Genomic DNA, 22,723 nt, shown 5'->3' on the forward strand with positions numbered 1-22,723 from the left:
CAGGGGGCGCTGCAAGTACGTCCATGTAAGCTCGGTCGCCGCATCCATGCGGCTCACGCCCCTGTGCAGCCCACCCACCCGGCCACGGACGGTTTACGGGGGCGTCCACCACGGAAGACAAGAGAGAAAAGCGAAGAGCAAAAGCGGGTCGCTTCGCTCTTGCCGCGCTACGCGCTCGCCGGGCGTGGCCCGGCGCTACCGGTCAGCCGGCCGGCAGTTCGGCCTTCAGGCCGCGCTCGTCCAGCGCCTGCAGCACGCGTTCGATGATGGCCAGGTTGTGGCCGTGGGCGGCACCTTCATGCAACAGCACGATCGCGCCCGGGCGCAGGTCGGGCAGCAGACGCGCCAGCACGCCATCCGGCGTACAGCCGACGCCGTCGTAGCCGCGTGCGCTCCAGCCCACGCGCACCAGGCCCAGCTTGCGCAGCACCGGCGCTACGAACGGGTTGGTCATGCCCACCACCGAGCGGTACCAGCGCACCGGTCGCCCGCTCACCGTCTGCAGCGCCTGCTGGCAACCCTCGATCTCCGCCGCCATCGTGCCCGGGCCCAGCCGCCAGAAGCGCGCCTGCGGGTGGCTGTAGCTGTGGTTGCCGAGGTCGTGTCCGCGACGCAGGATCTCCTCCACCAGGGCCGGATGCGCCAATGCGCGCTCGCCGACCAGGAAAAAGGTCGCCCGTGCCTGGTACCGGTCCAGCAGATCCAGCACCGCCGGGGTCTGCTCCCCGGGGCCGTCGTCGATGGTCAGCCAGACGCGGTTGCCGGCATCGGGCAACCGGCTCAGCACCGGCGCGTAGAAGCGGCTGTTGGGCAGGAACACCGGCACCATGAACAACGCGTGGCTTGCCACCATCAGCGCAAGCCCCCAGTGCCAACCGGCCAGCATCCAGACCAGGATCACAGCCAGCTGCGACAGCACCAGCCAGGGCACCCAGCGCCAGGGCCGGGTCGGGATGCGATGCAATGTTCCTGCGTTGGTCATTCCCCATGATGCCATGGGGGGTAGAATTGATGATTCGAATTTTTCGGACCCTTGACTGCCATGTCCCTCGATCCCGCCCTGCGTTCGCGCATCGAAACCATCCTCAACGACAACCGCGTCGTGCTGTTCATGAAGGGCCAGCCGTCGATGCCACAGTGCGGTTTCTCGGCCAAGGCCGTGGGTGCCCTGCAGGACCTGGGCGTGGAATTCGCCCACGTCAACGTGCTGGCCGACGCAGAGATCCGCGAAGGCATCAAGGCCTATGGCGACTGGCCGACCATCCCGCAGCTGTACATCGACGGCGACCTGGTCGGCGGCAGCGACATCGTGCTGCAGATGGCCGCCAGTGGTGAGCTGAGCAGCGTGCTGGGCCTGGCTGCACCGGACCGCACCCCGCCGCGCATCACCGTCACCCCGGCTGCGGTGGAAATGCTGAAGGGCGCGCTGGCCGATTCGCCGGGTGCGTCGCTGCAGCTTGGCATCGATGCCCGCTTCCAGCCGAACTTCCAGCTGGCCCCGTACGACGAAGGCGCGATCGCCGCCGAGTCCAACGGCCTGCGCGTGCAGTTCGACCTGGCCAGCGCCCGCCGCGCCGATGGCATCACCATCGACTGGGTTGACGACATCCGTGGCAAGGGCCTGGCGATCGACAACCCGAACGCGCCAAAGCCGGTGCAGGAAATCAGCGTGCGCGATGCCGACGACCTGGTGCGTGCCGGCAACGTGATGCTGGTGGACGTGCGCCCGGCCGAAGAACGTGCCATCGCCGCGGTCGGCGTGCCGTTCAAGAGCTTCGATGGCAACGGCCGCGCCGAGCTGGAAGCCCTGCCGAAGGACACCGCCCTGGCCTTCCTGTGCCACCACGGTGGCCGCAGCGCACAGGCAGCGGAGCAGTTCCGTACGCTGGGCTTCAGCAAGGTGTTCAACGTCACCGGCGGCATCGATGCCTGGTCGGACGAAGTGGACAACGGCGTGCCGAAGTACTGATCGGCTGCAGTTGAAACCCACAAAAACGCCGGCGAAAGCCGGCGTTTTTTGTTTCTTACCCGGTAAACCCGCCTTCGGCCAGGTAGTCCAGTTCTTCCGGCGACGGCATGCGGCCGAGCACCGCATTGCGATGCGGGAACCGGCCAAAGCGGCGGATGATGTCGCGGTGCAGTTCGGCGTACTGCAGGTATTCCTTGTCACCCAGCACGTCGAACATCGCGACCGAGCGGTCCTGGTCCAGCGGATCTTCGGAATGCTCGAACGGCAGGTAGATGAAGGCGCGCAGCTTGGGAACCAGCTGCAGGTCCAGCCCCTCTTCGATCGCGCGCATGGCGTAGTGCCTGGCCAGGCCATCGGTGGCATAGGAATGGGCCGTGCCGCGGAAGCAGTTGCGCGGGAACTGGTCCAGCAGCAGCATCAGCGCCAGCGCACCCTCGGCGCTGCCCAGCCAGTGCTCGCGCGCGCGCGATGCGGCGGCATGGTGTTCGTCCGCGAACAGCGTACGGAACCGTGCATCGAACGCATCATCGCGGGCAAACCACTTTTCAGGGCCCGCGTCCTTCCAGAATTCCACCACTTGCGCGGCAACGTCCATCACCTACTCCCCAAGGCCGGCGCACCGCGCCAGGCCATCATCATCATTCGTCGAAGCGCAGGTGGCGGACCGACTTGCCGTTGCGCCGGATAAGCTTAAGCGCCTCGATGCCGATCTGGATATGGTTTTCCACGAACTGCGAGCTGACCTTGGCGTCGGACGCCTCGGTTTTCACCCCGTCCGGGATCATCGGCTGGTCTGAAACCAGCAGCAGGGCGCCACTGGGAATGTGGTTGGCGAAGCCGGCGGCGAAGATCGTCGCGGTTTCCATGTCGATGGCCATGCAGCGCATCGCCCGCAGCCGCTCCTTGAAGGCCTCGTCGTGCTCCCAGACCCGGCGGTTGGTGGTGTAGACGGTGCCGGTCCAGTAATCGTGGCCAAGGTCGCGGATCATGGTGGAGACCGCACGCTGCAGGGCAAAGGCGGGCAAGGCCGGCACTTCCGGCGGCAGGTAGTCGCCCGAGGTGCCTTCGCCGCGGATGGCCGCGATCGGCAGCACCAGGTCGCCCAGCTCGTTCTTGCGCTTCAGCCCCCCGCACTTGCCCAGGAACAGCACGGCCTTGGGCATCACCGCCGACAGCAGATCCATGATGATCGCGGCGTTGGGGCTGCCCATGCCGAAGTTGATCATGGTGATGCCGTCGATGGTGGCGCTGGCCATGGGCCGGTCCAGGCCGATCACCGGCGCACCGGTCAGCGCGGAGAACGTATGCAGGTAGCCCCCGAAGTTGGTCAGCAGGATGTGCTGGCCGAACTGGTCCAGGGGCACGCCGGTATAGCGCGGCAGCCAGTTGTCGACGATGTCCTGCTTGCTCTTCATGGGCGGTCCGGTGCGGCGTGGGGAGCACCATTTTCCGGGAGGCGGACGTTGCCGTCGAGATGGCAGATGACGCCCCGTGAAAAAGGACACTTGGCAAGCAGGCCGGTCCCCGGCTAGCGTCGGTGGGTTGAACACGCTGCCAAGGGGATCTGCATGACATCGACGTTGTTGCGCGCCGGGTTGGGTCTGGCGCTGGTATCGCTGAGCACGGCGCCGGCCGTGGGCGCTTCGCGCTTCGTGGCCGATCCCTACCCGAGCACCTACCAGGCGCATCCCGATGGGCCGTTGCTGATCCAGAACGCCACCGTGCTGACCGGCACCGGCCAGCGCCTGGACAACGCCGATGTGTTGCTGCGCGATGGCCGCATCGTCGCCGTCGGCGATGCGCTGCAGGTCGACGCTGGCGTCACCCGCATCAACGCCGACGGCAAATGGGTGACCCCGGGCCTGATCGACGTGCATTCGCACCTGGGCGTCTATCCCAGCCCTGGCGTCAGCGCGCACAGCGACGGCAACGAGATGACCGCGCCGGTCACCGCCAATGTCTGGGCCGAGCATTCGGTATGGCCGCAGGACCCCGGTTTCCAGGCGGCGCTGGCAGGCGGAGTGACCAGCATGCAGGTGCTGCCCGGCTCGGCCAACCTGGTCGGTGGCCGCGGCGTAACGCTGAAGAACGTGCCTGCCACCACCTACCAGGCGATGAAGTTCCCCGGCGCGCCGTGGGGCCTGAAGATGGCCTGCGGCGAGAATCCCAAGCGCGTCTACGGTGGCGGCAAGGGCGTGGCACCTGCAACGCGGATGGGCAACGTGGCCGGTTACCGCGCAGCCTTCATCGACGCGGCCGACTACATCGCCAAGAGCACGCCGAAGCCGGCCAAGCGCAAGGGCTGGTTCGGCAGCGACAAGGGCGACAGCGCCGGTGACGCCGGCGGCAAGCGCGACCTCAAGCTGGATACCCTTGCAGGCGCGATCCAGGGCGATATCCGCGTGCACATCCACTGCTACCGCGCCGATGAAATGGCCACCATGCTCGACCTGTCCAAGGAATTCGGCTTCAAGGTGGCCGCCTTCCACCACGGCGTGGAGGCGTACAAACTGGCCGACCGGCTGGCGGCCGAAGGCGTGTGCGGGGCACTGTGGGCCGACTGGTGGGGCTTCAAGATGGAGGCCTTCGACGGCATCGCCGAGAACATCGCGCTGGTCGACCGACCGAAGAACAGCTGCGCCATCGTCCACTCTGACTCGCCCGAAGGCATCCAGCGCCTGAACCAGGAAGCGGCCAAGGTGATGGCCGCCGCGCGCCGCGCGCACATGCCCGAGATCGCGCCGGAACGCGCGATTACCTGGATGACCGCCAACGCCGCCAAGGCGCTGGGCATCGAAGCGCAGACCGGCACGCTGGAGGCCGGAAAGATGGCCGACGTGGTGATCTGGAACGGCAACCCCTTCAGTTCGTATGCACTGGCCGAACAGGTGTTCGTCGATGGTCGCCGCGTGTACGACCGCAGTACGCCGGCGGCAACGCCGCGGTCGGATTTCCAACTTGGGCAGGAGCTGCGCTGATGGGCATGTTCAAGGCAATGGCGAAGCCTGCCGCAACGCTCGGCGCTGCCGTCATGGCGCTGGCCTGCATCGCATCGTCTGCGCAGGCGCAGGACCTGCTGGTGCGCGGTGCGACCGTCGCTACCGCCAGCGCACGCGGCAACGTGGAAGACGCCGACGTGCTGGTGCAGGGCGGCATCATCCGCGCGGTGGGTCAAGGCCTGTCCGCACCGGCCGGCGTGCCGGTGGTCGAGGCCAAGGGCCGCACGCTGACCCCTGCCCTGTTCGGCGGTATCACCGAGATCGGCATCGAGGAAGTGTCCGGCGAATCGAGCACGGTCGACAGCGCGCTGAAGATCGGTGAGCAGCCGCTGCGTCCGGAATTCGACGTGACCCTGGCCTACAACCCTGCTTCGGTGCTGATTCCGGTGGCACGCCTGGACGGTATCGGCTTCACCGCGCTCGGCGCTGCCACCGGCGGTGGCTTCGTCGCCGGCCAGGGTGGCGTGGTGCGTTTCGATGGCAGTGCCGACCCGATCGGCCCGCGCGCCCTGTTCCTGCGCCTGGGTGCGGCGGCGTCTGAACTGACCGGGCAATCGCGCGCGGCGCAGTGGATGCTGCTGCAGCAGATGGTCGATGAAGCACGTGGCCAGGTCGCCGCCGACTCGCCGCATGCGCTGCTGACCCCGGCCGGTCGCCGCACGCTGGCCCGCTATCTGTCCGGGCAAGGCCGCATCGTGGTGGAAGTGGACCGCGCGGCCGACATCCGCCAGCTGCTGCGCTGGGCAGCCCGCGAAAAAGTGAAGATCGCCATTGCCGGCGGTGCCGAGGCCTGGCAGCTGGCACCGGAACTGGCAGCGGCCAAGGTGCCGGTGTTCGTCGACGCACTGGGCAACCTGCCGACGACCTTCGACCAGATCGGCGCCACCCTGGAAAACGCCGCGCGGTTGCAGCGCGCCGGCGTACCGGTGGCCTTCGCACAGCGCGACGATGCCTCGCACAACGCGCGCAAGATGCGCCAGCTGGCCGGCAATGCGGTAGCCAATGGCCTGCCCTGGGCCGACGGCCTGGCCGGGCTGACCCGGGTACCGGCCGAGGTGCTGGGTGTGGCCGACCAGATCGGCAGCATCGAGCCGGGCAAGCGCGCCGACCTGGTGCTGTGGGAAGGTGATCCGCTGGATGTGGCGCACTATGCCGAACAGGTCTGGCTGGGCGGTCGTGCGATGCCGATGCGCTCGCGCCAGACCGAACTGCGCGACCGCTACCTGCAGCGCAACGCGCAGCCCTGATCGTTACAAGGAGCCACCGATGCCCACCCTGCGCTGGTATTTCGACTTCGTCTCGCCCTATTCCTACCTGCACTGGCAGAAGGTGAAGCGGCTGCCGCAGTTCGAGCACATCCAACCGGTACCGATCGCCTTCGGTGCGGTCCTGCACCATCTGGGCAACCTCGGCCCGGCGGAGATCCCGGCCAAGCGCCGTTTCATGTACCGCCAGCTGCTGTGGACCGCGCAGGCAGAGGGCACCCCTCTGCGCTTCCCGCCCGGGCATCCGTTCAACCCGCTGGCGGCCCTGCGCCTGTGCCTGGCCGCGGGCGCCAGCACCGAGGCGGTGGATGTGCTGTTCGACTGGATCTGGCGCGACGGCCACGCGGCCGACAGCGCCCCGGCCCTGCGCGAACCCGCCACCCGGCTGGGTATCAGCAATGTGGAGGCGGCCATTGGCGAGCCGGCAATCAAGGAACAGCTGCGACGCAACACCGACGCGGCAATCGAGGCCGGCGTATTCGGCGTGCCGACCCTGGCCATCGACGGCGAACTGTTCTGGGGCAACGATACCCACCCGCTGATGGCGGCGGTGCTGGACGACCCGGGCCTGCTGGATCGGCCGGACTGGCAGCAGGCGGTGGCCCTGCCGATGGCGGTGCAGCGCAGTCGCTGAACAGGCAGTGGCGCATTTCCCTCGCGCGCCCGATCCCGTTTTGAGATAGTTTTCACATTTCCGAACCTACAACCGCCCTGGAGGGGGAGCCGCGGATGCGCATCGGAATCGTCGTCGACTCGGCCTGCGACCTGCCGCAGGACTTCATTGCCGAGCACAACATCGTGCTGTTGCCGATCACCGTACGGATCGGCGAAGCCGTGCTCGCCGATCACCGCGACGAGCAGGCCACGCTGAGCTTCCTGCACGCGCACGTAGCCGAACACGGCGCCGAAGCGGAGACCATCCCCTTCAGCGTCAACCAGATCCGCGACCTGTTCCTGCAGCGGCTGGTGATCGACTACGACCACGTGTTCTGCATGACCATCACCAAGACCCGCAGCCCGATCCACGACAACGCGCTGCAGGCCAGCTTCGCCATCCTCAACGACTACAAGCCGGTGCGGCAGGCGGCAGGCTACAACTCGCCGTTCGCGCTGCGCGTGCTGGACACCCAGAACCTGTTCGCGGCACAGGCAGTGACGGCGGTGGAAGCGGTGCGCCTGCGTGCCAGCGACGCCAGCGTTCAGCAGATCCGCGAGCGCCTGGAAGAACTGGCCGGCAACGTGCACGGCTACATGGTCACCCGCGACCTGTACTACATGCGTGCCCGCGCCCGGCAGAAGGGCGACCGCAGCGTCGGCCTGCTCAGCGCGGCGCTGGGCAGTGCGCTGGACATCAAGCCGGTGCTGCATGGCTATCGCGGCGAGACCGGGCCGGTGGCGAAGATCAAGGGTTTCGACAATGCCGTGCTGAAGCTGTTCGGCGTGGTCGGCCAGCGCGTACGCGCCGGACTGATGACGCCCACCGTGTGCGTCAGCTACGGCGGCGAACTGGACGAACTGCGCGCCCTGCCTGGCTACGCGCAGATGAAGGAGGTCTGCGCCGGCCATGGCGTGACCGTGTACGAATCGGTGATGAGCCTGACCGGCATGGTCAACGTCGGCAAGGGCGCGGTCACCGTGGGCTTCGCCGATGGGCCGCATCGGTTTGAATGAAGGCCAACCACGCATTGGAATCTGCACATCGATTCCACCGCGCTTATGCCAGCCTAGCTGCACCTCAAGGAGATCAACATGCCTGCGCAGTACCACATCAGCCTGCCCGAACCGTCCAAGGCCCGCGGCAACGACCCCGACCTGTCCTTTCATTCGCAGGGCGCGGCCGGCTTCGCCGAAGAACTGCAGAACGCGCTGCGCAATGGCAGCCTGTTCGAGCGCTGGCGCGACAAGCAGCCGGACCCGGATGCGGTGGAACCGCAGTGGGGCGTGACCGATCCGGAGGCCACCGTGACCGGTGAGCAGAAGGATCTGCGCATCAACCTGGTGGCCACCACCCGCATCGACAGTGACGTGTTCAAGCAGCGCCTGCGCCTGCTGGCCGGGCACCACTGGGAACTGCGCGACGTGCGTTGAGGCCACCCGCTTTGGTAGGTGCCAACCTTGGTTGGCGCTTTCCAAAAAGATGCCAACCAAGGTTGGCATCTACCAGTTCCTCGTTGCCGGCACTACCGAGCACCAGGATCTGCTGCTATCGTGCCGCCGCCAACGGCGACTGCACGGATTGCACATGGACCCCAAGCTCAAAGCCCTCATCGAGCAGACCAACCTGTCGGACCTGCTGCCGTCGGCGCCCAAGGAAATGGACCTGCAGCAACCGGTGGCGCCGCCGGAACCCGCAAAGCCGCAGCCCGCCCGTTCCACCAACGATGCACTGCAGGTGCATTTCGGTGGTACCGACATGGTCGGCAAGCTCGCCAACGCGCCCACCAGTGGACGGATAAAGACCTTCGCAATGATCCTGCTGGGCGGACCGACCATCGTGCTCGGCCTGCTTCTGCTGGGCATGGTCTGGACCGAGCCTGGCAAGTCGGTGTTCGCGCTGGTCTACGGCACGGTCATCGCAGCGGTGTTGATCGGCATCTGGCCTTATCTGCTGTTCCGCAAGCGCGAGAAGTCGTCGGACTGACGACCAGGGTAGTGCCGGCCGCTGGCCGGCAACCCATGCATCCCGCAGCTGCCGGCCAGCGACCGGCACTACCCATCCCGCGTGCTACCAACCACCGCCCAGCGCGCGATACAGCTCCACGCGCGCAATCGCGGCTGTGGCCTGGCTGTTGGCCAGCGCGGCCTGGTTGTCCAGCGCGATGCGTTGCGTGCTCAATACATCCAGCATGTCGACCACGCCTGCCTGGTACTGCCGACGCGCAGCGCCCAGCGCCATCTCGCTCTCATCCACCGCCACATGCAGCTGCGCGGTGCGTTGCTGTTCGGCGGCATAGCCGTCGATGGCATCGTCCACTTCATGCCAGGCCTGCAGCACGGTACGGCGGAACTGCAGCGCCGACTGTTGCTGCTGCAGCCTGCTCAACGCCAGGTTGGCCTTCAGGCGTCCGCCCTGGAAGATCGGCAGGCTGATCGACGGCCCGACGCTGAAGCGATGCGCGTTCCAACCATCCAGGTCATCCAGCTGCCTGGCCTGGAAACCGGCATCGCCATTCAAGGTGATGCGCGGCAGGAAACTGGCCTTGGCCACGCCGATATCCGCCGTGGCTGCATGCAGTGCGGCCTCGGCACGGCGGACATCGGGGCGACGCTCGGCCAGTTCACTGGGCACGCCCACGGCGACAGTCGGCAACGCTGGCCAGTCGCGGCGCGCGTTCTGCAACTGCGCGTCCAACGTCTGCGGTGGCTGCGCCAGCAGGAACGCCAGCGCATTGCGCAATTGTGATTCGCGATGCCGCAACGGCGCGATGCGCGCCTGCAACGATGCCACCTGTGCCGCCGCACTGGACACCTGCAACGTGCTGGCCACGCCCTGGCGCTGGCGCGCTTCGGTCAGCCGCTTGATGTCGTGGGCGATGCTGAGGTTGTCATCGGTGATGGCCAGCAGCTGGCGTGTTGCGCGCAACTGCAGGTAATCGCGCGCGGTCTCCGCCAGCAGGGCGATACGCACCGCGTGTGCATCTTCCTCGGCCATCTGCACGCGTGCGTCGGCGGCTTCCACCTGGCGGCGTACGCGGCCCCACAGATCCAGTTCCCAGCTCATGCCGATGCCGGTCTCGAACAACCCATAGTCATCACGACCGCCATTACCGGATGGATCGTTCAGACCTACCTCGCTGTTGCGCGCGCGCACGCCGCTGGCGGTGGCGCTGACGCTGGGCAGGCGATCGGCAGCGGTGACACCCCGCGCGGCGCGGCTCTGCTGCACGCGGTTGGCGGCCAGCTGCAGGTCGAGATTGGCCTGCAGCACCTGCGTCGCCAATTGCCCCAGCAGCGGGTCGTCGAAACCGGACCACCAGCGGGCATCGTCATCCAGCACAGCTGACGCCACTGCTTCGCCCTGCCATTGCGTGGGCAGTTCGGCCTGCGGGCGCACGAAGTCCGGGCCCAGCGTGCAGGCGCCCAGCGCCGTGCACAGTGCCGCTGCAGCCAGTACACGCGGGAATACGCGGATCATGCGCCCTCCCCGCCCTTGCGGTGCTGCTCGCGTTGCGCACTCTGCACGTGCTGCGGGCTCTGCAGATCCACGCTCGCTTCCACCGACATGCCGGCACGCAGTTGACCCAGCAATGCCTGCCCAGGGTCCAGCACAATCTTCACCGGAATGCGCTGCACTACCTTGGTGAAGTTGCCGGTCGCGTTCTCCGGTGCAATCGCGGCGAACGTCACGCCGGTGGCTGGTGCGATGCTGTCGATATGGCCACGGAGCGGCGTGCCGGGGAACACGTCCACCGTCAGTTCAACCTGCTGCCCCGGCTGCATGCGGGTCATCTGCGTTTCCTGGAAGTTGGCGACCACGAAGGCGCGCTGCAGCGGCACCACCGCGGCCACCGGCGTGCCCGGGGTCAGGTAGGCACCGACGCGCACTGCGCGGCGCCCGACCATGCCGTCGATCGGTGCGCGCAGCTCGGTGTGCGACAGATCCAGTTCGGCGCGTGCCTGTGCGGCTTCGGCACGCTGCACGGCTGCCTGCGCGGCCTGCACCCCGGCAGTGAGGATGTCGGTGCGCTGGCGCGCGGTCGACAATGCGGCCTGTCCCTGTTGCAGGTGCGCACTGGCCACCGCCTGCTTCGACTGCGCCTGCTGTGCGTTCTGCACGGTACCGGCACCATCGCGGGCCAGTTCGCGGTAACGCTGCTGGTCGGCACTGGCCAGGGTCAGCTCGGAGCGACTGACATCCACGCTCGCCCTGGCCTGTTCGATCAGCGAGCCCTGCTGTGCCAGCGCTGCTTGAGCGTTGCTGAGCTGCGCACGCGCATTGGCCAGGTCGGCGCGGGCGGCCAGCAACGCGACCTGGTAGTCACGGTCATCGATGCGGGCCAGCACGTCACCGGCTTTCACCGCTTGGTTGTCCTGCACGTCCACCGCGCTGACGAAGCCGGCGATCTTCGGTGCGACCACCGTGTAGTCGGCAACCACATAGGCGTTGTTGGTGGTCTGGTGGCGGCCATCGCGCAGCAGCAGCCACGCGGCGCCGGCCAGCACCAGCACGCCCAGGCCGAGGCCGGCGTTGAGATACGTTCGATTGATTGTCATGAGGGGGTTCCTGCGAAGGGGATCAGGCCACGGCACGTGGCGGATGGATGCGGGTGGGCATCCAGGCAATGAGAGGAATGAAGGCCAGCGCGACCAACGCGACCAGCAGGTAGAGATCGGCCGAGGTCAATGCCTGCACCTGCGCATGCAGGCGCGCGCCCAGTTGCGGCCCCTCGGCCAGCCACGGCTGTTCGCCGAGGCGGTCGACCAGCACGGTGGAATGGAAATGTCGGCGTCCCTGCGCAACCGCTTCAAGCACGCCGCTGGCCAGTACCGCGGCAAAGCCCTTCACCGTGTTGAACCACGCCGAGGCGAAGGGGCCGTCCTGTGGCGCAAGGCCACCGGTGGCCAGCATCAGCAGCGGCAGCACCGCCATCGGCTGGGCAAACACCTGCAGCAACTGCACCCACAGGAAGTTGTCGCGGATCCAGCTCACGTCCAGATGTGCGCCCAACCAGCAGGCCAGTGCCAGCAGCGCCAGGCCGGTGGCCTGCACCCAACGGCAATCGACCGCGCGGATGTTCAGCAATGCGGCTACCAACGGCAGCGCGATTGCCTGCGGAACCGCCACCCACAGCAGCATCGGCGCGGTCTGTTGCGGCCGATAGCCCTGCACGCTGGCGAGGAAGCCGGAGGGAATGGAGATCACCGCCAGCAGCACGAACAGCACGCCACCGAGAGTAATCAGCGAATAGCTGAGGTTGCGGTTGGCCAGCAGCTGCAGCTTGAAGAACGGCAACGGATGGAACCACTCGTTGACCATGAAAAGCACCAGCAGACCCGCACCGCCACCCAGCATCAGGGTGATCAACGACGAGTCGAACCAGTTCAAGCGCGGGCCCTGCACCAGGCCCAGTACCAGCAGCACCAGCGCCGGCAGGCCGAGCATCAGGCCGACGCCGTCGAACTGTGCGAAGCGCTCCAGCCGCAGGGGATCCTGTGGCAGCCCCCAGGCGACCATCGCCATCGCTGCCAGGCAGTACGGCACGATCTGCCAGAACGCCCAGTGCCAGCCCACCTGCTCCACCCAGAACGCGGCCAGCGGGGTGCCCATGCTCGGCCCGAAGGTGGCAGTCAGTGCGTAAGCGGCCAGGCCGTACAGCTTGATGCCCGGCGGCAGGAAGCGCAGCGCCACGCTCATCAACAGCGGCGGCAACGCGCCACCGCACAGGCCCTGCAACGCGCGCAGCACCAGAAAGGTCTGCAGGTTGGGTGCCAGCGGGCACAGCACGCCCAGCACCATGAAGCCGCCGATCATCGCCAACGCAAAACGGCGCAGCGAGAAGGTGGCGGCGCACCACGGTGCGAACGCCATCGCGCTGACCGACATCGCGCTGTACAGCGCCACGATCCAGCTGCCGTCATCGACGCTGAAACCCATCGCCCCGCGGATGTCGGCCAGTGCGACCTTGGTGACGTTCTCGTTGAAGCCCGACACCAGCACCGCCAGCAGCACACCGCACAGCCCTACCAGGATGCGCCGGTCGAGCCCGGGTGCGGCGACGGGCCGGGGCGCTGCCGGCGCCGGAAGTACGGCGACAGGCGTGCTCACTGCCGGCCGCCGATCCGTGCAGTGCACGGCATATGTGGAGTCATTGGATTGCGCTCAGTGAAACTATCGGGAGCGCAGTCTAGAAAGGCCGTTGCCTGCGAAAAATGGCGTGTCCGGCATCGCAGTCGTGCGTCCGGCGCACGGCTGCAGGCGATCAGTGGCGGGCCGCCTCGACCGAATCGCACATCACCTTGATCGCCCGCCGCAGCCACTGGTGCGCCGGGTCGTTGTCCATGCGCGGGTGCCAGGCCTGCACCAGTGCCACGGTGCGTACCGGCACCGGCAGCGGGAACATGCGCAGTGGCAGACCCATGTGGGTGATGCGGTCGAGCATCACGCTCGGCATCTGCGGCAGGACCAGGTCTGAATCAGCAGCAGCGAAGATCGCACCGTGGAAGGTGGGGATGACCACCGCCACCCGCCGCTGCAGGCCGAGCACGGCCAGTTCCTCGTCGATCGGGCCGTGCGCCAGCCCGCGCCGGGACACGGCGATATGGTCGCAGGCCGCGAAGCGCTCGGCACTGATGTCGCCGTCGAACAACGGATGATCCTCGCGTGCAGCGCCCAGCAGAGAAGTGGTGAACAGGTGCTGCACCTTGGTTTCCGGGCTGTGCTTGCCCGCCGTACTGATGTACAGGTCGATCCGCCCCTGCACCATCGCATCGTCATCGGTATCGCCCTCGGGCACGAAGCGCAGCATGCAACGCGGTGCCTGCTGGCGGAACACCTCACGCAGGCGGCCGCCATAGCTGCCGATGAACACATCATTGGCGCGCACGCTGAACGTGCGTTCCAAGGTGGCCATGTCGACCTCGCGGCCGGCATTGAACACGCGGTGTGCCTGCTCGATCACATCGCGCACCTGCTCACGCAGTTCCAGCGCGCGGGGTGTGGGGGCAAGGCCACGGCCGGCGCGCACCAGCACCGGATCACCCAGCGCCACGCGCACCCTGCCGAGGGTACGGCTCATCGCCGGCGCACTGAGATTCATCCGCCGCGCGGCGGCGGCCACGCTGCATTCGTCGATCAGCACATCCAGTGCGAGCAACAGGTTCAGGTCCGGCAGGGGCATGGCAGTCTCCCGTAAATGCGATGACTCTACTGCAATCCAAACCAACCAGAGTTGCGTCCTGCGCACGCATTGACTGCGGCGCACGGCATGGGTGCGCGCGACGACATGCGCGACCATCACCGCCCTGCAAAGGAGCTTTTCATGTTCAACACCCTGCTGGTCGCGCTTGATGGCGGCCCCCAGCACGACCGCGTGCTGGACCTCGCCGCCGCCATGGCTGGCCCCCGCGGCCGTCTGCACCTGCTGTGCGTGCTCGACCCCGAATTCGCACTTGCAGCAGATGCCAGCGATGCCGACCGCCGCGAATATCCCGCCGCCGCCCGGCAGCAGGCGCACGCCGAAGCCGTGCTTGCCGACGCCCTGGCCGAGCTGTGCGAGCGCGGCGTGGACGCCATCGCACAACTACCGTCCGGCGACCCGGGCGAAGTGATCAGCGCGCAGGCGCGCCGCCTGCAGTGCGATCTGATCGTCATCGGCCACCGCCACCTGTCACGTCTGCAGCGTCTGTTCGAGCCCTCGGTCGGGCAATGGACCATCGACCACGCGCCCTGCCCGGTGCTGGTGGAAACGCGCGATCCGTAGGTACTCCCGGCATGGCCTCACGTTCCCCTGTATTTCCCACCCGCGTGAGTTATCGCGCCTTCGGCCGTCAATTCAGTCGCGGCGAACAAGCCCTGCTGGCTGCACTGCGGCAACTGGGCGACCCTGCGCTGCAGGCCGAGGGCCTGCTGCAACTGGCCGCCCTGGGCCTGGATGCCGAAGGGCGCGACGCCTTCCGTGAACTGCTGCCGCTACTGGCCACGCCACATGCACCGATCGAACTGCTGCCGGCCGGATCGCCCTTCATTTCCGCCAGCGAACTGGACGTGCTGGTCTGTCTGCTGCGCATTGCGCAATGGCGGCACGCACGCCCACGCGAGGACGATGTGCTGGCGCCGCTGCGTCGACAACTGGCATGTTGTGCGGCGGCGGTGCACGCCACGCCGTTGATATTGCGGCAACGGTCGCTGTCACCCGTGGGCCTACGCCTGCTGGATCCGGCCGGGTGGCTGCGCCAACGCTGATCGGCCGCGCACCTTCCTGCCGCGGCGGTAGTCCAGGCGTGCTAACAGTCCAGCGTGTCGTGCGCGCCCCCGTGGTCGTCCAGCACGTGCGCGTGCAGGATCACCCGGTTACGGCCTGCACGCTTGGCCGCGTACAGGCCCGCATCGGCATCGGCCAGCAGCTGTTCGGCGCTGGCCAGCGCCGGCGGATGCAGGTAGCCCACACCCACGCTGATGCTGACCGGGCCTTCCGGCAGTGGCAATGCTTCCACCGCCTCGCGCAGACGCTCGGCCAGCGCAAGCACACCCGACAGCGGGCTGCCGGGCACGATCACCGCGAACTCCTCACCGCCATAGCGCGCCACGCTGTCGGCCGCGCGCCCAGCGGTGGCCTGCAGCACCGCAGCCACCGCCTGCAGGCAACGGTCACCGGCGGGATGACCGTGCTGGTCGTTGAATGCCTTGAAATGGTCAATATCCACCAGCAGCAACGCCATCTCGCTGCCGCTGCGGCGCGCGCGGTTCCATTCGGCCAGCAGCAGCGTATCGAACTGACGGCGATTGGCGACGCCGGTCAGGCCATCCTGCCGCGCCAGCTGATCCAGGCCCGCCTGCCGTTCCAGCAGGTCGATCTGCAGCAGGGTGCTGCGCAGGCCGAAGCCCAGTGTCGCCACCACGAAGCCAGTCACTGCCAAAGGCCGCGCGTGGTCCACCACCAGAGTGCCGACCACCAGCAGCAGCAAGGGCAGGATGATCGGCCCACCCGCCTGCACCAATCGCAGCAGGCGGGGATGCAGCACGAAGCCCGGCGCAGGCGCCTGGCGCAGCGCCAGTACCGCCAACAGCAGGAACGGCAGGTCGATCAACAGATCGTTGTAGGCGCCGAACGACTGTTCGGAGGTGTAGTGATTGATGTAGAACGCCAGCAGCAGATATGACAATGCGTACAGCGCCAGCGCGCGGTAGAAGCTGCGCCGTTCAGGCGCGTCGCCGGCGACCCAGCGCACCACCGCGAAGCCGGCGATGCACAGGTTCTGGATGTCGAACATGCGCTGCATGTGGGCCATCGCCTGGTCATCGATGTCGATGCGGTCGGCGAAGGACTGGGTATGCACGAAGAACAGCACGCCCAGCAGCGCGGCCATCACGCCGTCGATCAGGCTGATCATCCGGCGTTCGCGACGGGCGCGGGCCAGGATGAACACCAGCGGCACGCCGTACAGCACATACAACAGCAGGCTGGCGCGCGGGGTGATGTCGGACCGTCCGGCCCCCAGTGCGTCGGCCATGTTGAAGGCCATGCCACCGGCCCAGAGCAGCAGCGCGATTGCAGTGGCCCGCCAGCCCAGTGCAGCGCGGTCGCGCTGGCCACGCCACAGGCAGGCCGCGGCGGCCAGCAGAGGCGCCGCGGTCAGGAACACGAACGATCCCCCACCGGCCGTACCCGGCCAGAACGCCACGACCACGCCATGGCAGATCACGAACATCAGCGCCAGCACAACCAGCATGCATCCCCCATGCGCAAGGCCGTATGGCGGCACGATAGCGCGCCGCCACGCCACAGCGGCGTGATCCGCGTTGGAAAAGACGGATACGCGACAGTGGCAGCCGTCTCGCGAAATGGTTGCCCGGCGACGCTCGCGGGCCAGCCGGGAAGCCGCCCGACAGCCGCGACCTGTAAAATGCGAAAATCCCTCCCCATCCTGGCGAGCGCCTCCGCGCCGGCCACCCCAGATATCCCGTGAAAACCCCCGAAGGACTGCGCGCGCTGATCGACGACGGCGTGATCGATGAAGTGCTACGCCCGCTCAAGAGCGGCAAGGAAGCGGCCGTGTACGTGGTACGCAGCGGCAACGAGGTGCGCTGCGCGAAGGTCTACAAGGACATGGCCCAGCGCAGCTTCCAGCAGCGCGTGCAGTACCAGGAAGGCCGCAAGGTGCGCGGCAGCCGTGAGGCGCGTGCGGTGGGCAAGGCCAGCAAGTACGGCCGCAAGCAGCAGGAAACGGCCTGGAAGAACACCGAGGTGGACTCGCTGTACCTGCTGCGTGATGCCGGCGTGCGCGTGCCCGAGCCATACGGCTACTTCCACGGCGTGCTGGTGATGGAGCTGGTCACCGATGCCGACGGTTTCTCCGCCGCCCGCCTGGGCGAAGTGGAACTGGAGCCCGAACAGGCCCGCCAGTTCCACCAGACCCTGGTCCGCCAGGTGGTGCGCATGCTGTGCTGCGGCCTGATCCATGGCGATCTCTCGCCGTACAACGTGCTGGTCGGTCCCGATGGCCCGGTGGTGATCGATTTCCCCCAGGTGGTCAGTGCAGGCGGCAACAACGCCGCGCGCAGCATGCTGCTGCGGGACGTCAACAACCTCACCGCCTACTTGGGCCGTTTCGCCCCTGAACTGCTGGACAGCTGGTATGGCGAGGAAATGTGGGCGCTGTTCGAGGCTGGCAGCCTGCTGCCGGACAGCGAGCTCACCGGCACCTTTGTGCACGATGAATCTACCGTCGACCTCGACAGCGTGCGCCACGCCATCAACGATGCGCGCGAAGAAGCCCTGATCCGCCAGCAGGGCCGTGAAGCGGCGGAAGAAGACGACGACGTATAAACGCCACGCCATGCGTGGCGGCTCGACGCTACGGACAAGCCAGAGCAGCCGAGCGTGGGCTCGGCTACAGGGTCAGGCCTTCAGTGCGCGCGCGTGGTGGGCGATGTGCTCGCCGATGAAGCTGGCGATGAAGTAGTAGCTGTGGTCGTAGCCCGGCTGCAGGCGCAGGCTCAGCGGATGGCCGGCCGCTTGGCAGGCCTGCTGCAGGCGCTGCGGCTGCAGCTGGGTGTGCAGGAACTCATCGCCCTCGCCCTGGTCGACCAGCAGCGGCAGGCGCTCTCCGGCGTTGGCCACAAGCTGGCAGGCATCCCACTGCGACCAGTCGGCCGGGTTGTCACCGAGGTAGGCGGTGAACGCCTTCTGTCCCCACGGCACGTGACTGGGCGCGACGATCGGCGAGAACGCCGACACGCTGCGGTAACGGCCCGGGTTGCGCAGCGCGATCACCAGTGCACCGTGGCCGCCCATCGAATGGCCGCTGATGCCCCGCGCATCGGTAGCCGGGAAGTTCGCTTCGATCAGCGCCGGCAGTTCCTGCGCGACGTAGTCGTGCATGCGGTAGTGCTTCGCCCACGGCGCACGGGTGGCGTTGAGATAGAAGCCCGCGCCCTTGCCCAGGTCATAGCCCTCGGCATCGGCTACGTCATCGCCGCGCGGACTGGTATCCGGGGCGACGATGATCACGCCGTGCTCGGCCGCATAGCGCTGCGCCCCGGCCTTGGTGATGAAATTCTGCTCGGTGCAGGTCAGCCCGCTCAGCCAGTACAGCACCGGCAGCTTCTGGCTGGCGGCCTGCGGCGGCAGGTATACGGCGAACTGCATGTCGCAGCCCAGCGTGGTCGAATGATGCCGGTAGACGTCCTGCCAACCGCCGGCACAGGCGCGGTGTTCGATACGTTCCATGATGTTCTCCTGCGCGGCGCGTCAGCGCACGCGTGCTTCTGGTAGATGCCGACCTTGGTCGGCTTATCCACGCACGGCGTGGATGCCTTTGTTGATCAGTTCGTCCAGCTGCGCCAGCAAGCGCAGCAACGGCTCGACGTCAGGCTGGCCATCAAGATTGCGATACGCCGCCGCCGCCACGTTGCTGCGCGGCGGCCACTGGCCATCAGCGCGGGCCTCATGCAGACGCGGCAGGAATACCTGCCCCAGCCACTGCTCGAACGACATGCCATCGTCGCTGCCGAAGGCCGAGGTCACCGCACGCGGTGGCCCCACTTCGCCCACGACCCAGCCCAGCGCGCGCAGCGCCTGCTCGATCGGGGCCACCAGGGCCGCGCGCGGGTCTTCCGCACGCGGCCGGCGCAGGGCATCCAGCCAGCCCATGACACGCCTCAGTAATGGACCACCGAACGGATCGACTTGCCTTCATGCATCAGGTCGAAAGCTTCGTTGATCTTGTCCAGGTCCATGGTGTGGGTGACGAACGGCGCCAGCTCGATATCACCCTTCATCGCGTCTTCGACCATGCCCGGCAGCTGGCTGCGACCCTTCACGCCGCCAAACGCGGTACCCATCCACTTGCGGCCGGTGACCAGCTGGAACGGACGGGTGGAGATCTCCTGGCCCGAACCGGCTACGCCGATCACCACGCTCTGGCCCCAGCCGCGGTGCGCGCATTCCAGCGCCGCACGCATCACGTTGACGTTGCCGATGCACTCGAAGCTGTGGTCCACGCCCCAGGTGGTCATTTCAACAATGACCTGCTGGATCGGCTTGTCATGATCCTTCGGGTTGATGCAGTCGGTGGCGCCGAATTCGCGGGCCAGATCAAACTTGGACGGATTGGTATCCACCGCGATGATGCGGCCGGCCTTGGCTTGGCGCGCGCCCTGGATCACGGCCAGGCCGATACCGCCCAGGCCGAACACGGCCACGCTGTCGCCTTCCTGCACCTTGGCGGTGTTGTGTACTGCACCTATGCCGGTGGTGACGCCACAGCCGAGCAGGCAGACATGCTCCGGGTTCGCATCCGGGTTGATCTTCGCCAGCGATACCTCGGCAACGACGGTGTATTCGCTGAAGGTCGAGCAGCCCATGTAGTGGTAGATCGGCTCGCCGTTGTAGCTGAATCGGCTGGTGCCATCGGGCATCACGCCCTTGCCCTGGGTGGCACGCACCGACACGCACAGGTTGGTCTTGCCGCTCTTGCAGAACAGGCATTCACCACACTCGGCGGTGTACAGCGGAATCACGTGGTCGCCCGGCTTCACGCTGGTCACGCCCTCGCCCACTTCCACCACGATGCCGGCACCTTCATGGCCCAGCACCACCGGGAACAGGCCTTCCGGATCATCGCCGGACAGGGTGAACGCATCGGTGTGGCAGACACCGGTGTGGGTGATCTTGACCAGCACTTCGCCCTGCTTCGGCGGGGCGACGTCGATCTCGACGATCTGCAGCGGCTGGCCGGGACCAAAGGCGACGGCGGCACGGGATTTCATGATGGCACTCTCCAAAAAGGCTTGCGGAAAACAGGATGCGCGGCGCTGTGTCGCGCCGTCGTTCATTTCAGGTACGAGCGGATCAACGCGCTCATGTCGCGCACGCGTTCGGCGCGTTGTTCATCGGACGCAGCGGGCTGGCCGAACTCCTCGCGCAGGTGCGCTTCCATCACTTCGGACATCAGGCCGTTGACCGCCCCGCGGATGGCGGCGATCTGCTGCAGCACCGGCCCGCAGTCGGCGCCGGCTTCCAGCGCGCGGTCCAGCGCATCGCACTGGCCGCGGATGCGGCGTACGCGGGCGAGAACCTTCTTTTTTTCTTCGGGGGAGTGCGGCATGGCAGGCCGGCCTCGGAACTATACTGGGGGATAGTATACAGAAGCCGATCCGTACCTCAATCGAAGACGCCCTCTGCGGCCAGTCGGCTCAGCTCCTCCACCACGTAACGCACCTTCGGCCGCAGGTGCCGCGTCTGCGGCCACAGCGCGTGGATGTCCACGTGGTGCTGCATGCAGTGATCGAGCAACGACTGCAGCGCCCCGGATTCGAGATGCCGGCGCACCAGCGATACCGGCATCTGGCAGATGCCCAGGCCAGCCAGCGCGCCTTCGATCACCGCATCACCATCATTGAGCTGGTAGGTGCCGCTGGGAATGAACACCCCCTGGGTGCCCGCGTCTCCCATCCGCCAGGCCACGGGCTGTCCATGGCGGTAGCCGACGATGCTGCGGTGTGCATGTAGATCGTCAATGGTCCGTGGCGTGCCATGAACCTGCAGGTAGGCCGGCGCGGCGCAGGTCACCAGCCGCTGGCTGGCCAGCTTGCGCGCGACCAGGTGCTCGGCGTGATGCAGGCCGCCGAAGCGGATCAGCAGGTCGATGCCTTCCTCAAGTGGGTCGACGAAGTGATCGGTGAAGGTCATCGTCAACTGCAGGTCCGGATACTGCTGGCACATTTCCAGCAGCACCGGCAGCACCACCAGCCGACCGAACGAGGACGGCATGTCGATGCGCAGACGGCCGCTCGGCAGATGCGCAGCCGAGCCCAGGCACGCTTCGGCCGCCGCGATTTCATCCAGCGCCGCAGCGCAGGAGGCGTAGTACGCCTCGCCATCGGTGGTCAGCGCGATGCGCCGGGTGGTGCGATGAAACAGGCGCACCCCCAGCCGCGCTTCCAGCCGGGCGATGGCCTTGCCGACCGCCGAGCGCGAGATGCCCAGGGCATCGGCCGCTTCGGTGAAGGTGGCCGAGCGCGCCGTGGTGACGAAGGTCGCCAGGCCATTCAGGGATTCGACGGGAAGCATCGGCGGACTCGCTTATTGGGGACAGATAGTCCCGCTTGACGGGAAATTTACCGTCTTTATGTGCCTTCATGTCAACTCCATCATGGTGCTGTCGCGCCGTTGGCGCCCTCCCCCGCTCCGAGATGACTGACATGACCTCCCCCCTCTTCCACCCCTACGACCTGGCCGGAACACCACTGCGCAACCGCATCGCGATGGCGCCGATGACCCGCGCCCGCAACCCCGGTGCGGTCGCCAACGAACTCACTGCGCAGTACTACCGGCAACGTGCCAGCGCAGGCCTGATCATCAGCGAAGGCACGCCGGTGTCGGCGCAGGGCCAGGGCTACATCGACGTGCCCGGCATCTGGTCCGCTGAACAGGTCGCCGGCTGGAAGCTCGTCACCGACGCCGTACACGCTGCGCAGGGCGCGATCTTCGCCCAGTTGTGGCACGTCGGGCGGATGTCACACGCCTCGCTGCAGCCCGACGGCGGCCAGCCGGTGAGCGCCGGTACACGGCCGGTAGCGAGCGATCCGAAGAACACCTCGTTCGTGTATCTGGACGACGGCAGCCGTGGCCATGCCGATCCGACGCCGCCACGCGCGCTACGCACCGACGAAGTGCCGGGTATCGTCAGCGACTTCGTACGCGGCGCTGAAAATGCCATCGCTGCCGGCTTCGATGGCATCGAGCTGCATGCTGCCAACGGCTACCTGTTCGAGCAGTTCCTCAACCCGATCACCAATGATCGGCAGGATCTGTACGGCGGTTCACTGCGCAACCGCGCACGGCTGATCCTGGACACCGTGGATGCGATGGCCTCGCGCATCGGCGCGCATCGTGTCGGCGTGCGCCTGGCGCCGAACAGCCAGACCTTCGACATGCCGGCCTATGCAGAGAACGAAGCCACCTATCTTTATCTGGCCGAAGAGCTTGGCAAGCGCGGGCTGGCGTATGTGCATCTGAACGACAACTACCTGCGCGGCGTGCCCGTCATCGGCGAGGCGTTCCTGAAGACTTTCAAGCAAACCTACGGCGGCACCGTGATCCTCGCCGGTGGGCTCACCCGTGAGCGTGCTCTGCGACTGGTCGAGGACGGCATCATCGACCTGGCCGCATTCGGCCAACCGTTCATCGCCAACCCGGATTTGGTCGAGCGCCTGCAGCGCGATGTGCCACTGGCCGTACCCGATCGCAGCACCTATTACGGCGGTGGCAGCGAGGGCTACCTCGACTACCCGCTCGCACAGTAGATCCACGCCATGCGTGGATGCC

24 protein-coding genes are annotated in these 22,723 nt (G+C 67.1%); 11 read left to right on the forward strand and 13 right to left on the reverse strand.

The genetic code is table 11. From position 1 onward, the window contains the following. Positions 1-202: 202 nt before the first annotated feature. Entirely contained in the window at positions 203-982 is a 780-nt protein-coding gene (locus H3005_RS11030) for a polysaccharide deacetylase family protein (RefSeq protein ID WP_191078184.1), read from the reverse strand. Positions 983-1,042: 60 nt separating this feature from the next. Between H3005_RS11030 and grxD the strand changes: the two genes are divergently transcribed. Beyond that, the gene (gene grxD / locus H3005_RS11035) at positions 1,043-1,969 is read left to right on the forward strand and encodes a Grx4 family monothiol glutaredoxin (RefSeq protein ID WP_191078185.1); all 927 of its coding nucleotides are present in this window, start codon (positions 1,043-1,045) and stop codon (positions 1,967-1,969) included. A 55-nt stretch (positions 1,970-2,024) separates the two neighbouring features. On the opposite strand, the gene H3005_RS11040 is transcribed toward grxD, so the two are convergent. Next, on the reverse strand, positions 2,025-2,564 hold the full coding sequence (locus H3005_RS11040; RefSeq protein WP_191078186.1) for a DUF924 family protein: 540 nt from the start codon (positions 2,562-2,564) through the stop codon (positions 2,025-2,027). 43 nt (positions 2,565-2,607) lie between these two features. Beyond that, entirely contained in the window at positions 2,608-3,384 is a 777-nt protein-coding gene (locus tag H3005_RS11045) for an AMP nucleosidase (protein WP_025874105.1), read from the reverse strand. A 153-nt stretch (positions 3,385-3,537) separates the two neighbouring features. Between H3005_RS11045 and H3005_RS11050 the strand changes: the two genes are divergently transcribed. From H3005_RS11050 to H3005_RS11075, 6 genes are all read left to right on the forward strand, one after another. Continuing rightward, positions 3,538-4,947: an amidohydrolase gene (locus H3005_RS11050; RefSeq protein ID WP_191078187.1), complete on the forward strand. Its 1,410-nt coding sequence runs from the start codon at positions 3,538-3,540 to the stop codon at positions 4,945-4,947. Then, a complete protein-coding gene (locus tag H3005_RS11055; protein ID WP_191078188.1) occupies positions 4,947-6,215 on the forward strand; it encodes an amidohydrolase family protein in 1,269 nt (422 codons plus the stop codon). Before H3005_RS11050 ends, H3005_RS11055 begins: the two co-directional genes overlap by 1 nt. Positions 6,216-6,234: 19 nt before the next feature. Next, positions 6,235-6,867 (forward strand): DsbA family protein, encoded by a 633-nt coding sequence (locus H3005_RS11060; RefSeq protein ID WP_191078189.1) that lies wholly within the window; start codon positions 6,235-6,237, stop codon positions 6,865-6,867. 95 nt (positions 6,868-6,962) lie between these two features. Further along, positions 6,963-7,904: a DegV family protein gene (locus H3005_RS11065; protein ID WP_191078190.1), complete on the forward strand. Its 942-nt coding sequence runs from the start codon at positions 6,963-6,965 to the stop codon at positions 7,902-7,904. A 78-nt stretch (positions 7,905-7,982) separates the two neighbouring features. Beyond that, positions 7,983-8,321 (forward strand): hypothetical protein, encoded by a 339-nt coding sequence (locus H3005_RS11070; protein WP_100553525.1) that lies wholly within the window; start codon positions 7,983-7,985, stop codon positions 8,319-8,321. Positions 8,322-8,475: 154 nt separating this feature from the next. Continuing rightward, on the forward strand, positions 8,476-8,874 hold the full coding sequence (locus H3005_RS11075) for a hypothetical protein (protein ID WP_191078191.1): 399 nt from the start codon (positions 8,476-8,478) through the stop codon (positions 8,872-8,874). An 84-nt stretch (positions 8,875-8,958) separates the two neighbouring features. On the opposite strand, the gene H3005_RS11080 is transcribed toward H3005_RS11075, so the two are convergent. The 4 genes from H3005_RS11080 to H3005_RS11095 form a co-directional block, all read right to left on the reverse strand. After that, the gene (locus H3005_RS11080; protein ID WP_191078192.1) at positions 8,959-10,368 is read right to left on the reverse strand and encodes an efflux transporter outer membrane subunit; all 1,410 of its coding nucleotides are present in this window, start codon (positions 10,366-10,368) and stop codon (positions 8,959-8,961) included. Continuing rightward, positions 10,365-11,447, reverse strand: coding sequence for an HlyD family secretion protein (locus tag H3005_RS11085; protein ID WP_191078193.1), 1,083 nt, complete (start codon positions 11,445-11,447; stop codon positions 10,365-10,367). The genes H3005_RS11080 and H3005_RS11085 overlap by 4 nt, the downstream gene beginning before the upstream one ends. A 22-nt stretch (positions 11,448-11,469) precedes the next feature. After that, positions 11,470-12,999 carry an MFS transporter gene (locus tag H3005_RS11090; RefSeq protein WP_191078194.1) on the reverse strand — a complete coding sequence of 510 codons (1,530 nt, stop codon included), beginning with the start codon at positions 12,997-12,999 and terminating at the stop codon, positions 11,470-11,472. A gap of 154 nt (positions 13,000-13,153) precedes the next feature. After that, complete coding sequence (locus tag H3005_RS11095; protein ID WP_100462647.1) at positions 13,154-14,071, reverse strand: LysR family transcriptional regulator; 918 nt, start codon at positions 14,069-14,071, stop codon at positions 13,154-13,156. A gap of 141 nt (positions 14,072-14,212) precedes the next feature. Between H3005_RS11095 and H3005_RS11100 the strand changes: the two genes are divergently transcribed. Both H3005_RS11100 and H3005_RS11105 read left to right on the forward strand, forming a co-directional pair. Continuing rightward, positions 14,213-14,653 (forward strand): universal stress protein, encoded by a 441-nt coding sequence (locus H3005_RS11100; RefSeq protein ID WP_191078195.1) that lies wholly within the window; start codon positions 14,213-14,215, stop codon positions 14,651-14,653. Between the two features lie 11 nt (positions 14,654-14,664). Next, positions 14,665-15,135 carry a hypothetical protein gene (locus H3005_RS11105; RefSeq protein WP_191078196.1) on the forward strand — a complete coding sequence of 157 codons (471 nt, stop codon included), beginning with the start codon at positions 14,665-14,667 and terminating at the stop codon, positions 15,133-15,135. Between the two features lie 41 nt (positions 15,136-15,176). Here H3005_RS11105 and H3005_RS11110 read toward each other — a convergent pair whose 3' ends face one another. Then, positions 15,177-16,622: a GGDEF domain-containing protein gene (locus H3005_RS11110; protein WP_100553531.1), complete on the reverse strand. Its 1,446-nt coding sequence runs from the start codon at positions 16,620-16,622 to the stop codon at positions 15,177-15,179. 233 nt (positions 16,623-16,855) lie between these two features. On the opposite strand from H3005_RS11110, the gene H3005_RS11115 reads away from it, so the two are divergent. Continuing rightward, positions 16,856-17,719: a PA4780 family RIO1-like protein kinase gene (locus H3005_RS11115; RefSeq protein WP_099820969.1), complete on the forward strand. Its 864-nt coding sequence runs from the start codon at positions 16,856-16,858 to the stop codon at positions 17,717-17,719. A gap of 72 nt (positions 17,720-17,791) precedes the next feature. On the opposite strand, the gene fghA is transcribed toward H3005_RS11115, so the two are convergent. The 5 genes from fghA to H3005_RS11140 form a co-directional block, all read right to left on the reverse strand. Then, on the reverse strand, positions 17,792-18,622 hold the full coding sequence (fghA, locus tag H3005_RS11120; RefSeq protein WP_100553532.1) for an S-formylglutathione hydrolase: 831 nt from the start codon (positions 18,620-18,622) through the stop codon (positions 17,792-17,794). Positions 18,623-18,685: 63 nt separating this feature from the next. Further along, positions 18,686-19,045, reverse strand: a complete 360-nt coding sequence (locus tag H3005_RS11125; protein WP_165378069.1) for a YqcC family protein — start codon at positions 19,043-19,045, stop codon at positions 18,686-18,688. Between the two features lie 8 nt (positions 19,046-19,053). Further along, positions 19,054-20,163 carry an S-(hydroxymethyl)glutathione dehydrogenase/class III alcohol dehydrogenase gene (locus H3005_RS11130; protein WP_100554206.1) on the reverse strand — a complete coding sequence of 370 codons (1,110 nt, stop codon included), beginning with the start codon at positions 20,161-20,163 and terminating at the stop codon, positions 19,054-19,056. Positions 20,164-20,225: 62 nt separating this feature from the next. Continuing rightward, entirely contained in the window at positions 20,226-20,501 is a 276-nt protein-coding gene (gene frmR, locus H3005_RS11135; RefSeq protein WP_005411009.1) for a formaldehyde-responsive transcriptional repressor FrmR, read from the reverse strand. 56 nt (positions 20,502-20,557) lie between these two features. Continuing rightward, on the reverse strand, positions 20,558-21,466 hold the full coding sequence (locus tag H3005_RS11140) for a LysR family transcriptional regulator (RefSeq protein ID WP_191078197.1): 909 nt from the start codon (positions 21,464-21,466) through the stop codon (positions 20,558-20,560). Positions 21,467-21,597: 131 nt separating this feature from the next. On the opposite strand from H3005_RS11140, the gene H3005_RS11145 reads away from it, so the two are divergent. Then, entirely contained in the window at positions 21,598-22,701 is a 1,104-nt protein-coding gene (locus H3005_RS11145; protein WP_191078198.1) for an alkene reductase, read from the forward strand. The last annotated feature ends 22 nt before the right edge of the window (positions 22,702-22,723 follow it).

The sequence above is a fragment of the Stenotrophomonas sp. Br8 genome (assembly GCF_014763005.1).
Lineage (GTDB): Bacteria > Pseudomonadota > Gammaproteobacteria > Xanthomonadales > Xanthomonadaceae > Stenotrophomonas > Stenotrophomonas lactitubi.

Coding starts and splice junctions, on each gene's coding strand:
- H3005_RS11110 (WP_100553531.1), bottom strand. CDS start 16,622: ATGCTGGTTGTGCTGGCGCTGATGTTCGTGATCTGCCATGGCGTGGTC.
- H3005_RS11140 (WP_191078197.1), bottom strand. CDS start 21,466: ATGCTTCCCGTCGAATCCCTGAATGGCCTGGCGACCTTCGTCACCACG.
- grxD (WP_191078185.1), top strand. CDS start 1,043: ATGTCCCTCGATCCCGCCCTGCGTTCGCGCATCGAAACCATCCTCAAC.
- H3005_RS11040 (WP_191078186.1), bottom strand. CDS start 2,564: ATGGACGTTGCCGCGCAAGTGGTGGAATTCTGGAAGGACGCGGGCCCT.
- H3005_RS11125 (WP_165378069.1), bottom strand. CDS start 19,045: ATGGGCTGGCTGGATGCCCTGCGCCGGCCGCGTGCGGAAGACCCGCGC.
- H3005_RS11045 (WP_025874105.1), bottom strand. CDS start 3,384: ATGAAGAGCAAGCAGGACATCGTCGACAACTGGCTGCCGCGCTATACC.
- H3005_RS11065 (WP_191078190.1), top strand. CDS start 6,963: ATGCGCATCGGAATCGTCGTCGACTCGGCCTGCGACCTGCCGCAGGAC.
- H3005_RS11100 (WP_191078195.1), top strand. CDS start 14,213: ATGTTCAACACCCTGCTGGTCGCGCTTGATGGCGGCCCCCAGCACGAC.
- H3005_RS11075 (WP_191078191.1), top strand. CDS start 8,476: ATGGACCCCAAGCTCAAAGCCCTCATCGAGCAGACCAACCTGTCGGAC.
- H3005_RS11130 (WP_100554206.1), bottom strand. CDS start 20,163: ATGAAATCCCGTGCCGCCGTCGCCTTTGGTCCCGGCCAGCCGCTGCAG.
- H3005_RS11095 (WP_100462647.1), bottom strand. CDS start 14,071: ATGCCCCTGCCGGACCTGAACCTGTTGCTCGCACTGGATGTGCTGATC.
- H3005_RS11145 (WP_191078198.1), top strand. CDS start 21,598: ATGACCTCCCCCCTCTTCCACCCCTACGACCTGGCCGGAACACCACTG.
- H3005_RS11055 (WP_191078188.1), top strand. CDS start 4,947: ATGGGCATGTTCAAGGCAATGGCGAAGCCTGCCGCAACGCTCGGCGCT.
- H3005_RS11060 (WP_191078189.1), top strand. CDS start 6,235: ATGCCCACCCTGCGCTGGTATTTCGACTTCGTCTCGCCCTATTCCTAC.
- frmR (WP_005411009.1), bottom strand. CDS start 20,501: ATGCCGCACTCCCCCGAAGAAAAAAAGAAGGTTCTCGCCCGCGTACGC.
- H3005_RS11105 (WP_191078196.1), top strand. CDS start 14,665: ATGGCCTCACGTTCCCCTGTATTTCCCACCCGCGTGAGTTATCGCGCC.
- H3005_RS11085 (WP_191078193.1), bottom strand. CDS start 11,447: ATGACAATCAATCGAACGTATCTCAACGCCGGCCTCGGCCTGGGCGTG.
- H3005_RS11080 (WP_191078192.1), bottom strand. CDS start 10,368: ATGATCCGCGTATTCCCGCGTGTACTGGCTGCAGCGGCACTGTGCACG.
- H3005_RS11070 (WP_100553525.1), top strand. CDS start 7,983: ATGCCTGCGCAGTACCACATCAGCCTGCCCGAACCGTCCAAGGCCCGC.
- H3005_RS11030 (WP_191078184.1), bottom strand. CDS start 982: ATGACCAACGCAGGAACATTGCATCGCATCCCGACCCGGCCCTGGCGC.
- H3005_RS11050 (WP_191078187.1), top strand. CDS start 3,538: ATGACATCGACGTTGTTGCGCGCCGGGTTGGGTCTGGCGCTGGTATCG.
- fghA (WP_100553532.1), bottom strand. CDS start 18,622: ATGGAACGTATCGAACACCGCGCCTGTGCCGGCGGTTGGCAGGACGTC.